At 62.5% G+C, this 12,610-nt stretch carries 8 protein-coding genes; 4 read left to right on the plus strand and 4 right to left on the minus strand.

What is annotated here, in order from left to right; all coding sequences use genetic code 11:
* The first annotated feature begins 117 nt into the window (after positions 1 to 117).
* The 4 genes from WJU18_RS02055 (at position 118) to WJU18_RS02070 (ending at position 8,320) form a co-directional block, all read left to right on the plus strand.
* Positions 118 to 819 carry a response regulator transcription factor gene (locus WJU18_RS02055; RefSeq protein WP_423458517.1) on the plus strand — a complete coding sequence of 234 codons (702 nt, stop codon included), beginning with the start codon at positions 118 to 120 and terminating at the stop codon, positions 817 to 819.
* A gap of 192 nt (positions 820 to 1,011) precedes the next feature.
* Complete coding sequence (locus WJU18_RS02060; protein WP_423458518.1) at positions 1,012 to 3,348, plus strand: IPTL-CTERM sorting domain-containing protein; 2,337 nt, start codon at positions 1,012 to 1,014, stop codon at positions 3,346 to 3,348.
* A gap of 353 nt (positions 3,349 to 3,701) precedes the next feature.
* A complete protein-coding gene (locus tag WJU18_RS02065) occupies positions 3,702 to 5,351 on the plus strand; it encodes a hypothetical protein (protein ID WP_423458519.1) in 1,650 nt (549 codons plus the stop codon).
* A complete protein-coding gene (locus WJU18_RS02070; protein WP_423458520.1) occupies positions 5,348 to 8,320 on the plus strand; it encodes an IPTL-CTERM sorting domain-containing protein in 2,973 nt (990 codons plus the stop codon). The genes WJU18_RS02065 and WJU18_RS02070 overlap by 4 nt, the downstream gene beginning before the upstream one ends.
* Before the next feature lie 90 nt (positions 8,321 to 8,410).
* On the opposite strand, the gene WJU18_RS02075 is transcribed toward WJU18_RS02070, so the two are convergent.
* Genes WJU18_RS02075 through WJU18_RS02090 form a run of 4 tightly spaced genes read right to left on the minus strand, consistent with a single transcriptional unit; the run spans position 8,411 to position 12,285 of the window.
* Positions 8,411 to 9,205 carry an ABC transporter permease gene (locus WJU18_RS02075; RefSeq protein WP_423458521.1) on the minus strand — a complete coding sequence of 265 codons (795 nt, stop codon included), beginning with the start codon at positions 9,203 to 9,205 and terminating at the stop codon, positions 8,411 to 8,413.
* Between the two features lie 3 nt (positions 9,206 to 9,208).
* The gene (locus WJU18_RS02080; protein ID WP_423458522.1) at positions 9,209 to 10,048 is read right to left on the minus strand and encodes an ABC transporter permease; all 840 of its coding nucleotides are present in this window, start codon (positions 10,046 to 10,048) and stop codon (positions 9,209 to 9,211) included.
* Entirely contained in the window at positions 10,048 to 11,181 is a 1,134-nt protein-coding gene (locus WJU18_RS02085) for an ABC transporter ATP-binding protein (protein WP_423458523.1), read from the minus strand. Before WJU18_RS02085 ends, WJU18_RS02080 begins: the two co-directional genes overlap by 1 nt.
* A 54-nt stretch (positions 11,182 to 11,235) precedes the next feature.
* Positions 11,236 to 12,285 carry an extracellular solute-binding protein gene (locus tag WJU18_RS02090; protein WP_423458524.1) on the minus strand — a complete coding sequence of 350 codons (1,050 nt, stop codon included), beginning with the start codon at positions 12,283 to 12,285 and terminating at the stop codon, positions 11,236 to 11,238.
* Between the last annotated feature and the right edge of the window lie 325 nt (positions 12,286 to 12,610).

The raw sequence follows: 12,610 nt of genomic DNA on the forward strand, positions 1-12,610 counted from the left end.
GGCCATCGCAGGCCCTTTGGGGGTGTGATAGCTTGTGAGTTTTTATGCATGGCGGAGAGTAAGCGGTGTAACAATAATTGAATGTTTGTTTGATTTCACCATGCAATTGCCTCAGGGATGACACACCCCAGTTCCACCTCTCCCACCATAGCCGTGGTCGAAGATGACGAAGACATCCGCGCCAACGTCTGCAGTTTTCTCAGCAAGAGCGGGATGCGTGCCTGGGGTGCTGATTCCGCCGAGGATTTCTACGTCCGCTTGCTGCGCGAGCGGGCTGACCTGATCGTGGTTGATCTTGGCCTGCCCGGCGAAAGCGGCATGAGTCTTGTGAGCCGCCTGGCCAAGCAGGGCATCCCGGTGATCGTGCTGACCGCACGGGGAGATCTGGAGAGCCGTATTGCCGGGTTGGACGCTGGCGCGCTCCAGTATTTCGTCAAACCTGCCGACCTGAACGAACTCGTGGCCGGCATTCGTTCTCAACTGCGCCGCACCGTTGGCGGAGGGGCCCCGGGGCCGCAAGCTGGCCAAGCCGTGCCGTGGCGCCTGGATACCGCCGGGGCCCGGCTGGTGGCGCCCAATCAGCAGGCGGCTTCTTTGACGACACGTGAACTCGATCTTCTAACCTGCCTCATGACGGCCGAGAGCGGTCTTGTCACCAAACACGACCTGGTACGCGCCATGGGCGCAGGCGAGGTGGAAGATGGCTTTCACCGCATCGAATCGCAACTTACCCGCTTGCGGCGCAAGACACTGGAAGCGACGGGCTTGCCGTTACCGGTGCGGGCGGTGTTCGGTAAGGGACTGGTGTTCGTGCAGTAGCTTGGTGAGTGCGAATTCTCAAATGTGAGTAAATGTATAAATTTGATTATGGCGAGTGACTGATGTAATCAATAGATTCTCGAACTAAAGCAAAGGCGCATGCGTTGGGGCATGTCCTTTTTCTTTTGTTCGGGATTCATCACGCCTGGCGCCGAGTGGATTCCGGTTGTTCATAAAACAAACGAGGGATTCATGAAGCTCCTGAGAAAACCATCCAAGAGAGGCGCCATCGCGCGCGTTTTGCTGCCAGCCTTGCTGGCTGCGGCGGCGATGCCGGCGGTGCACGCGCAGAACATCGCGAACCTGCAGAACCTTGACTTCGAAAACGCCACCGATTTTCAAGGCTGGACCCGCAAGGCCTATACGGTCGACGGCACCAACGGCATTCCCGGATTGCAACCCGGCGCCACTCCGAAGCGCTCGCCCACGAACCTCGCCGATCTGAACCTGACCGAGGTGGCCGCCAGCGCCAGCACATCGGCCGTGATCCGTGGGGCAGCAGTCAATGACAACCACAACGCTGGCCTGAGTGTGCCCTCGTGGGGCAGCGCTGTAGCCCGTATTCACTCTGGAGACGGCGGGTCTCCCTCCGGAACGGGGGGCAGCAGCAACCATTCGAGCGGTATCGAGCAGACCTTCACGGTCACCGCCGCTGACATCGGCAAGCGCATTACGTTCGCGGCGGCGCCAGTGCTGGGCGAGCCGGCGCAACCCCACCCTGACCACCGGCAGGCCTATTTCTTCATCTCCATCACCAACGTCACTCAGAACACGACGCTCTACACAGCGTTCAACTTCGCAGGCGAGTCTGGCGTGAACTGGCAAAGCGCGTCCAATTGGAAGTTCACCAATTGGCAACTGGTGGATGTCCAACTGGATGCCGCCAAGGTGGCGCCGGGTGACGACATCAAGATCGAGGTGATCGCGGCTGGCTGTGCTGATGGCGGTCACGCGGGCTATGTGTACCTGGATGTTCCCAAGGGCCTGGAGGTGGTAGCCACGGCGGACAAGCCCGCCTATGAGCTGCACAGCAACCCGGACGGCAGCACCGACGTGGTTTATACCTACACCTACCGCAACACGGGCGACACCGCTGTGAGCAATGTGACGGTGCGTCCCACGATTCCTGCGCTGTCCGCGGGAGCCTCGGGTGCCGGCAACACCACCTTCAGAGGGGTGGATGCCAATGGCGGCACATGCACGAATGTGCCTGCGCAAGGCGCCACCAGCACCACCATGGTGTGCGATTTCGGCACGCTGAATCCAGGCGCATCGGGCACGTTCACCATGACGGTTCGCGTGCCCCCGGGCGTTTCCGCCGACAAGGTGGTCAACGGCAGCTACCCGATCAGCGGCACGGGCGCGCAGACCATGGACGGTCCGGTTGTCCGCTCCGACCTGCTGGCCGACATGGTGCCTGATCTGACGGGTTTGCCTGGCACCTATGCCCTGGGCCAATCCTACAGCGGTTCATTCACCTGCACCAACCAGGGTTCGACAGCGGCCACTGGAGCCACCTGCAGTGTGGCCAATCTGCCGCCCGACGTGACCACGGGCCAGTGCACCATGGGCGGTGTCAACTGGAACGCGCCCGCCGCGGTGCCCGCTGCCGGCGTGGTGACGTGCCCGGTTTCGGGTACGCCGCAGACCGAAGACGGCGCGCACAACGTGACGGTGACGACTGGTGCCGGCAATGATGGCGACACCGGCAATAACACCGTGCAGAAATCGGTCACGGGTTCACCCGACATCAGGATCGATCTTACGAACCTGCCATCTACGGCCACCGTGGGCCAGCCCTATACGGGCAGTTTCACCTGCACGAACATCGGCTCGCTCGATGCGGCGGCAGGCACGACGTGCTTGGTCGCCAATCTGCCTGATGGCTTGACGCAGCAGGCCTGCTCCATCAGCCCGAGTGCGGCGCCCTGGGCGGCTGGCAATGCCATTCCGGTGGGCGAGGTGGTGACTTGTCCGGTCACGGGTACGCCCACGAACAACAAGGGTACGAAAACCGTGGACGGCAGCACTGGCGCCGACGGCGACGCCAATACCGGCAACAACACAGCGCAAAAGCCGATCGATGTGGTGGGGGTGCCGAACGTGGTGATCGACCTGGGCGGCCTGCCGCCGACCGGTACCGTGGGCAGACCTTACGAGGGTAGTTTTACCTGCACGAGCAACGGCACTGCCGACGCGCCGGACGCGGCCTGCACGGTGGCGAGCCTGCCCCCCGGCGTGACCCAGGGTGCATGCGCCATTACGCCGGCCAATGCGGCCTGGACTTCCGCTGCCACGATTCCTGAAGGCGAAGTGGTGACCTGCCTCGTCAGCGGCAAGCCGACCAAGATGGGTGATTCGACAGTGGACGGCACGGGCGGCTCCAGCACCGCGGCCACGGAGGTGAGGATCAGCGCGGCGCCCCTTATGCCGGTGCCCACCTTGACGGAATGGGGTCAGATCCTGATGGCCGGCTTGCTGGCTGTCATCGGGGTGTTCATGGTGCGCCGTGGCCGGCACATGGGCTGAGCATTTTTAGTCTCTCCCTCCAGGTAAAACCTGAAAACAAGGAGCTGCGCGATTGCGCAGCTCCTTATGTCTTGGTTCCTTCGCCTGCCGGTGGTGGCGATCGGAGCGCGGTGCTCCTGCCGGAATGTGTGGTGAATTCCCATCTATAGTGTGAAAAAGTTGTGATTGGGAACTAAGTGTCTCATTTGTGTATTTTTGTGAGTATTTGAATATGGCGCGACATTGATGCGCTCCATATGCTCCCGGCCAAAGGCGACGCGCTGGACGGCGCCTTCTTTTTTGTCCGGGATTTGCGAGCGGTCTTTGTCATTGAGAAGGTGCGCAGATTCCGAAGGCTTTCGGAAAGGCTTGCCTTGTCACTTCGACTACTTCCCCCTCCCATCGCTGGTTCGCAGGCTTCACCACCCGATGAAGTTCGCGGACTGATTCATGCCGCTTCTGCCTTGGCTCCCGCTGGGAATGCCGGCCCATCCGCATGGGCTCGATGGGGGCGCACAGGCCTCATCGTGGCCGCATTGGCGGGTGCTTCCGCTGCCTCGGCTCAGAGCTTCCTGGCCAACAAGAAGTTCAGCGCGTCCGAGGCCTATCCAGGCGGCACCGTGGGCTTGACGTTCGACTTTTTCAACTCGAGCGCCGGAACATTGAGTGCCGGCTTGCAGGACAAGCTGCCTGACACCTCACCCGCGGGCCAATTGTGGTTCTCTACCGCCGATGCGGCCTCCGCCAGTGGTGTTGCAGGCTGTACGGCTGGCACCATCACATTCTCGGATTTTCTGGACTCACCCGCCGATACCAAGGCGCAGACGATCACCATCACAGGCGCGCAGGTGCCTTCGCAGCCGGCGGGCGTCGAAACGCCCAACTGCCAGGTGACGCTGCCGGTGCATGTCGGCAATGTCGGCACCGACAGCAACGTGACCAACAGCATCGCGGACGGTGTAGCCAGCGCCACCAATGCGAACAGCGAGTCATTTCCCTCGGAGGCATTCGCAGCTTCCCTGCTGATCAAGGCGCCGGTGAACCCCCTGGTGGCGAGCAAGTCCTTTGCTCCCGCCACGATCCCCACGGGCGGCACCTCGACGCTGACCATTACCATCCGGAACAACACCAGCCCGTCAGCATTGGCTCAGAACGTGGCCGTGGCCGACAATCTGCCCACCGGCTTGACGGCGGCAGGCATTCCTTCCTTCTCGACAGGCTGCGGCTCACCCACCAGCGCGACGGTGTCGGGCTCGACGGCAGTGGCCATGTCGGGCGCCACTATCGCGGCGGGCGCCACCTGTACCATCACGGTTCCGGTAACGGCCATTGGCAATAGCGCTCTGGTGAACACCATTCCAGTGGGCGGTGTCACGGCCACCGGCTACAGCAACACCGTCGCGGCCAGCAGCACGCTGAACGTGCGCGACACGATCAAGATGACCAAGGTCATCCGCAGCCCGGCCAACAGCAACCAATGGCGTACGGATTCGTTGCCGGAGCCCAGCAACTTGCACGGCACGAGCTTTACCCAGGGGGTGGCATCGGCCCAGGTCAACCAACCCGTGCCGGTGCGCGTGTATTTCAGCAACCCCAACAGCACGGCTCTGACCGGCGGAACGCTGACCGACAGCCTGCCCACGAGCATCGTGGCGGTGGGCGGTGCGGCCGGGGGCACCTGTACCTGGACCAGCGGGGCACCGTCCATCGCGGCGGGAGCTACGGCAGTCTCCCTCAGCAGCTTCAGCGTTCCTGCTGCCAATCCTGCGACCGGCAGCCTGGGCAGTTGTTATGTGGAGTTCTGGGTCAAAGCGACCACGACGTTTACCAACAACACCAACGCGCTCAGCACGTCGAACGTGAGTTTCGCGGGCATCAATTCCGGCGACATCGATGCCGCGACCTCCGCCACCATGAACGCCACCGCTGCGGGTGGTAACGGCGCTGGTGCTGTGACGGTTGAAAAGCGCTTCTACAAGGAAGATGGCACTTCCCAGACCGGTACCGGTACCCCCTGCGCGTGAGCAAGGGCGAAGTGTTCTGGATGCGCGTGGCCGTCCGCAATACTGTCTATGACGTCGCATACACCGACGGCACTGTCTCTGACACCCTTCCCTTGGGGCTGAAGGCTGTTGCGCCTCCAGTGGTGCGCTTGTTGCAGAACCCGCCGACCAGCAGCAATCAGTCTTATCCGGCTGGCTGTGGAAACCAGAGCGCCACTGCGCATGCCACGGATGGCACGGTCAGTGTCACCAACGTGAGCGGCCACGACGTGGTCACTTATAGCGGCTGGACATTGCACAGCGGCGCAGGTGCCAACGACGCCACCGCCACCAACCAGGGTTGCTTCTACGCCATTCAACTGGTGAGTGATACCGACGGCTACCCGGGAGGCGGCGATTTCATCAACACCATCAGCGCCAATACGGTAGAGGCGTTCAATGGCGAGCGGCTCGTGACGAACCCCGCTGGCGTTTCGGCGCGGGTCGTGGTCGCCTCTGATCTGGATACCACCAAGGCCTTCAGCCCGAACACCATTGGCTCGGCGGGTGGCGCCAGGACGCGTCTGGCCATCACGTTCACGAACAAGAACGGCACCACTCCCATTACCAACCTGGGTGTGACCGATCCTCTGCCCTCCAGCGCCGCCTTCGGTACACTGACTGTGGCTTCGCCAGCCAACGTGAGCAATACCTGCGGCGGCACGCTCACCGCGGCACCTGGCAACACTTCAGTGGTGCTCAGCGGCGGGACGGTTCCAGCCGGCGGCTCCTGCTCGGTCGAGGTGGATGTACTGCACAGCGGCGGCAATGGCAACACGGGCTCGATCACCAACACGATCGCCGCCAAGGGTGTGACCAATGACCAGAACCAGAGCAACAACGAGAACGTGACCGCCACCCTGACGAAGGGGAGCATGGGCGTTAGCGTGAACAAGACCTTCGCAGTCAGCCAGGCCTTGGGCGGGCGCGCCGTGAAGCTCACGCTGAATTTCAACGCCACCACCGCCAGCACCGTGGCTCAGAATCTGATCACCGTGACGGACAACCTGCCTGCCGGCATGGAGGTCGCCTCGAATGCCAACATCGCGACCACCTGCCTGAAGCAAAATGGTGACCCCGCCGACGTGGCGGTGGCGTCCGCGCGGAATGCGTTCACCATCTCGGGCTTCCGTTTCGCGGCCTACAGCAATGGCGCAGCCCCTGCCAATAGCTGCACGCTGACGCTCGATGTGATCCTGACCACCACCGGCAACAAGACCAACACCATTCCAGCAGGTGCCGTAGGCACGGACATGGGCTCCAGCAACGCGAGTTCGACCTCGGCGACGCTCTCTGCCTTGGCCAATACGTCGCTGCAGAAACAGTTCAATCCCAAGCGTGTGGAAGTGGGTTCGCCCAGCACGATGACGCTGACCGTCATCAACGTCAATTCGGAGGCCCGCACTGATTTTGCGCTGACCGATGCGCTTCCGCAGGGGATGATCGTGGCGGCCGGTTCTCCCTCTCATACCTGCGGCAACGGCGTGCTGACCGCCGTGGAAGGCGGGGCCTCGGTGGCTATGACCGGGGGTGACGTGGGTGCGAACGCGAGCTGCACCATCACCGTGCCGGTGACACTCCTGGCGGCCGGTGCCTACGAGAATGGCCCGAGCAACTTCAGCGGTACGAACTACATCGACTGGAGCGAAGCGCGTGATGAGCTGGAGGCCTACGCCAGCTCGCTGCGCGGTACGGTGTTCGTTGATCCCGATCTGAACGGCGGCACCACCGGCTTCGTGCCCGCAGCCGACACCGGTTTGGGCGGCGTGACCATGGAATTGCTGCGCGACGGCAACGTGGTCGCGACGGCGGTCACGGCTGCCACCGATCTGGCGGAGGGTGAAACTTTTACCAATACCGTGAACGGAGCTCCCGTGAGCTGCACGGTGCCCGCGGGCGGCCTGGCGGCTGGCCAATACCTGTTCTGCAACCTGCCCTCGGGCACGGACTACGCCGTGCGCGAAACGCAGCCAGCAGGCTATACCTCCACCGGCAACAAGGCCGGAACGGCAGGCGGTGCGCCGGGTGCACTGGGTGGTGTCACCGAACTGATCGAGACCATCACCGTGCGCCCCGAGGAGAACGAATCCGGCTACGACTTTGGTGAATATGAGCAAGGCATCACCAATGTGTCGGGCCGCGTCTACGCGGAAACCGGAAACAACGCCACCGACGATGGCAACGCCATCGATTCGGGTCTGGTGACCACGGTGGCCATCACCTGTACCGGCCCTGGCGACGCTCCGGCCTACTCCAACAGCATGACCACCAATGCGGATGGCACCTACAGCTTTACCGGCATGCTACCGGGCGCCCAGTGCCAGATCACCGAGACGCAGCCTCTGGACTACAGCAACGCCTATACGCAAACCGGCATGACCGGCGAGCCGGGTGCTCTTGGCCCCGTGGACGCCAGCGAATATGGCAATCCGGGCGACAGTGTGATCGCCAGCATCGTGGTGCCGGCCGCGGGCTCGCCCTACAACAACTTCGCCGAGATCCGCTTGGCGGACATGAGCAGCACCACGGTGTGCACGCCCACCAAAGGAATGCCTGGCACCGTGGTGAGCTGCACGGTGACCTGCACCAACGCGGGTCCGAACAGCGCGGCCAACGCGTTCTGCTCGGTGCCCAACGCGCCCAGCCTGCCTGGTTCACCGGCGCCTGTTTGCGAGAACTCGCCCGCAGCGCTGCTGGGCATGGGTGAGTCGCTGGCTTGCACCGTCAGCTTCAAGCTGCCCAACACGGCCGGCACCATCACAGTGCAGGGCGGCACGGGCGCCGACAACGACACCAACGGCAGCAGCGTGCCCACCGAAGGCAACAACCCGTCGGGTGCCTCCGTGGCACCGCAGATCCTTACCCCTGTGCCCACCCTGGGCGAGTGGACGATCATGCTCATGATGGCCATGCTGGCCGGTCTGGGTGCGACACGCCTGCGCCGCCGCTAAGCATCGGTAAGGGCTGAAAAGAGCCTGGGGCAGCAACGCTGCCCCAGGCTCTTTTCGTTTGCCCGAAAGGACTTTGTGATTGGGCGCTCTTCAGGCGTCCCGCCGAACGAAGAACGTCAGACCTGCCAGCCGCTCCAGTGCCAGGATGGCCAGGAAAGTCACCAGCACCGACAGCGTCGAGATGGCCGCCAGCACGGGCGTCGCTTCATCCTGGATGAAGGTGAAGATCTGCACGGGCAGGGTTGTGATGTTGGGGCCGACCAGGAACATGGTGATGGTCACCTCGTCGAACGAAATGATGGCTGAGAAAAGCAATGAGGTGAGCAGGCCTGAGCGGCACAGGGGCAGCACAATGTCCCGTAGCGCGCGCCACTCCGATGCGCCCATGACCTCGGCTGCCCGGATCAGATCCGGGTCGATGGAGCGCAATGCGATGTGCACCGGGCGGTAAGAGAAGGGCAGGACAACCATCAGGTGCGCCAGGACAATGGCCAGCGAGGTTCCGATGATGTCGAACTTGGCCAGCAGCACCACGGTGGCGACACCCATGGCCGCATGGGGGAAAAAGAGGGGAGCAAAGATCAGCAGTTCCAGCAGGGTATTGAGCCTGGGCGCATACCGGATGGTGAAATAGGCTGTCATGAAGCTCGTGGCCGTGATGAGCACGGAGGCCACTGCGGCGATCCATACGCTGGTCCAGGCCGCACGCAGCCAGCGCGGATCGGTCAAGGCCTCGATGTACCAGCGCCACGACAGACTTTCAGGCGGGAACTGAAAATAGCCGGTACCGTTGAACGAGGCGCCGAAAACGATGAAGATGGGCAGCGGCAGCGCCACCAGGAGTGCGAGGCCCAGGTAGCGCAGGAAGCGGTTGGTGTCGGTCATGGTTCACGGATGCCCACGCAGGACTCGGCGTTCGATGGCTTTGAAGCACACCAGCGAGAGGAAGGAAACAGCCAGCAGGCATAGCGACCAGGCAGCGCCCTTGTTCATGTTGTAGGTCGACATGACTTCCTGGTAGATCTGCGAGCCGACGAACTTCTGTGTGACGCCACCCAGCAGCATTGGCGTCACGATGGCCCCGATGCAGGCGAGGTAGACCACCATCAGCGCGGTGAACGCACCGGGCAGCGACAGCGGAAAGACCACGCGGAGAAAGGTCTGCAAGCCCGTGGCGCCCAGCACGTTCGAGGCTTCCTCCAGATTCTGCTCGATGGCCAGCAATGAAGACAGGATGGAGATCACCGCAAAGGGCATCAGCACGTGCGTCAGCCCCAGGATGATGCCGAAGTCGTTGAACATCAGCGGCAAGGGATCGTCCAGCACGCCGATCCATGCCAGCATGGCATTGATGAAGCCCTTGGGGCCCAGCAGAATGATCCAGCCGTAGGAGCGCACCACCAGGCTCACGAGCCAGGGCACGAGCACCACGATCAGCAGGCGGTTGCGCCAGCGGTCACCGGCGCGCCAGAGCAGCAGCGCGATGGGATAGGCGAGCAGCACGGCCGAGAAGGCGACAACGATGGACGACAGCACGGTCCGATAGAAGGCTGTCTGGTAGTCAGGCCGGTCGAGGATCTGCTGGAAGTACCGGAACGACACCGTCCCGTCTTCGATGAAGGCGTTCGAGAACAGCATCACCACGGAGGTGAAGAACAGACCCAGCACGGCGGTGACCGGCAGCAGCAGCAATAACCGGGAAGGCGGCAGGCGTTCCGCGGTGTCCATCACGCCGTCTCTCCAAAGGCCCGAGCGCTCGCGTCCGCAAGAGGCGCATACACGCGCGCTTTGTCCGGATTGAAATGGACCTGGCAATGAGCACCGGGTATCAGACCGGGCAGGCGCTGATCGGACATCACGATCGATGTCATGCGCCGTCCTGCCACTTCCAGGATGAGACGCGACACGGGTCCGAGCGAAACAATATCGATCAGCCGTGCCGGAAGCTGAACTCCTTGTGCCGTGGCTTCACCACAAGAGACCACCAGGTTCTCCGGCCGCAGGCACAGCGCCGCCGCATCGCCGGTCACGGGCGCGAAACCTTGGGCGGCTGAACTCGGCAGGGTCATGGGGCCGGCGGCGGTGTCCAGCGCCAGGCGGGTGCCCGCGCTCGACACCCGGGCCGGCAGTTCATTGAGTTCGCCCACGAACTTGGCCACGAACAGATTGGCCGGCGCGGCGTAGATGGTGGAAGGATCCGCGACCTGCTGCACGCGGCCCTGGCTCATCACCACAATGGTGTCGGACATCAGCGTGGCCTCTTCCTGATCGTGCGTGACGAATACGAAAGTGGTTCCAAGCTGGCGCTGGATATCCTTGAGTGCGACCTGCAACTGCTTGCGCAACTGGAGATCAAGTGCCGAGAGAGGTTCGTCGAGTAACAGGATGGACGGCTCAAGCACCAGCGAACGTGCCAGGGCCACCCGCTGTTTCTGCCCGCCCGAGAGCTGGGAAATGCGGCGCTCGCCCAATCCCGAGAGCCCTACGATCTCGATGAAGTGCGCCACCCGGCGCGAGATTGCGTCCTTGGGCCGCTTGCGCAACTGCAAGCCATAGGCAATGTTTTCGAACACGTTCAGATGCGGGAACAGCGCCAGATTCTGGAACACCATCCCGATGGGGCGCCGTTGTGTCGGTATGCCGGCCATATCGGCGCCATCGATGCGGATGCGCCCGGCGCTGGGAGCAATGAATCCCGCGATCAGCCGCAGCAAGGTGGTCTTGCCGCAGCCCGAGGGGCCCAGCAGCGTGACGAAGCTGCCGGGCGCGATGGACAAGTCCACCGCTGACAGAACCTTGGTTTCTCCATAGGACTTGGCCACCGCTTCGATGTCGATGGCGCCGACTTGGCGGTCATTCAATTGCGCACTCACCGGATTTCTGTATTGAGAGGGGTATGAAGGGGCTGCGGCAGATTACTTGGGGGACTTGCCGGCGTTCGCGAGCAACTGTTCCACCTTGTTGATGCGCTCCTCGTGGCGGGCTGCGATCTGCTTCCAATCTGGCACATACAGATGGGTCTTCAACTCCTCCAGCGTCGTGCCGAGGGATTCGACATAGTCGGCCGGCAGTTTGGCGTTGCGATTGGTCGGCAACTGCCCTCCCGCCATGGCTACGGCAGTTTGCGACTCGGGGCTGATCAGGTGATTGAGATAGGCGATGGTTTCCTTGCGGTTGCCTGAACCTTTGGGCGAAACAGCGAGATAGCTCAGTTTCAGGCCGCCCTCCTTGGGGATCACCATCTTCAGGTTTTTCATGCCTTCGCGGTTGAGGTGCCAGATGCGGGTCGAGTACATCGGCATCGCTGTGACCTCGCCTGTGCCCAGCAGCGTGTTGACGTGCGCCAGCGAGGTGTAGGTGGTCAGCGCATTGTCGATCAGGCCTTTGAGCAGGGGGACGCCCGGTTCGATGTTGGCGGCATCGCCACCGGCCGCGCGGGCCATGATGGTCAGGTCATAGGCTGATGCATAGACTGGCCGCGTGACACTGAGCTTGCCCTTCCACTTGGGGTCGGCCAGGCTTTTCCATGAACTGAAGTCCTCGGCCTTGGCGAGGTTGGCGTTGTACGCAATGCCATAGTAGGAGTAATAGGTCGACACGCCGACGATGCGGCCGTCCTTGTTCCGCAGCACGGTTTCGGGCGCCAGGTTCTTGACTTCCGGGATCTCTTCGTCCGTGAAGGGCTCCAGCAGATTCTTGTCGGCCATGGCGACGCCTTCGAAGAAGGTCACATCGACCACACCGTATTGCTTGGCCGCTGGCGAACGTACGGCACCCGCGGTATTCGGCACCTCGACCATGCGGGTGGCGATGCCGGTGGTCTTGGTGAAGGGTTCCTGAACTTTCTCGCGCAGCATCTTGGCGCCGCCACCGCCCCAGGTGGCATGGACGACTTCCGCGGAGGCGGGCAGGGCGGCGAACGCTGCGGTCAAACCGGCAAGCAACAGGGGAAGTCTGGCGCGCATATCAATGTGTCTCCAAATGATTGATTGAAACCCCCGTCTTTGCGGAGGCGGTGCGCCACTGTCCCCGAACGACCGGCCGCCTGTAAAGTTCCATTGTGGGCTGATTTCATAATTAATTTTTATGTTCTCCCGGAGGGGCGTACCGAAGGCCGGGACCAGACGCGGCCGCTTCTCCGCGGAAAGCCGGTGTTTTTGTGGTCGAGCGGATCGGCTCTTTCCATGCCCAGAACAGGTGCGCGGGCTCCGGTGCCAAGCCTCGAACATAACTTTTTTGAATCAAATACATTCATGCGGACCCTATCCTCCGCAAGTCTGGAACCCTAGC

Origin of the sequence: Ottowia sp. VDI28, assembly GCF_049532675.1 — a bacterium.
GTDB lineage: Bacteria > Pseudomonadota > Gammaproteobacteria > Burkholderiales > Burkholderiaceae_C > Ottowia.

What these genes read in the sequence shown, in the direction of transcription:
- WJU18_RS02090 (WP_423458524.1), bottom strand. Translation starts at nt 12,285, where the DNA reads ATGCGCGCCAGACTTCCCCTGTTGCTTGCCGGTTTGACCGCAGCGTTC.
- WJU18_RS02080 (WP_423458522.1), bottom strand. Translation starts at nt 10,048, where the DNA reads ATGGACACCGCGGAACGCCTGCCGCCTTCCCGGTTATTGCTGCTGCTG.
- WJU18_RS02075 (WP_423458521.1), bottom strand. Translation starts at nt 9,205, where the DNA reads ATGACCGACACCAACCGCTTCCTGCGCTACCTGGGCCTCGCACTCCTG.
- WJU18_RS02060 (WP_423458518.1), top strand. Translation starts at nt 1,012, where the DNA reads ATGAAGCTCCTGAGAAAACCATCCAAGAGAGGCGCCATCGCGCGCGTT.
- WJU18_RS02055 (WP_423458517.1), top strand. Translation starts at nt 118, where the DNA reads ATGACACACCCCAGTTCCACCTCTCCCACCATAGCCGTGGTCGAAGAT.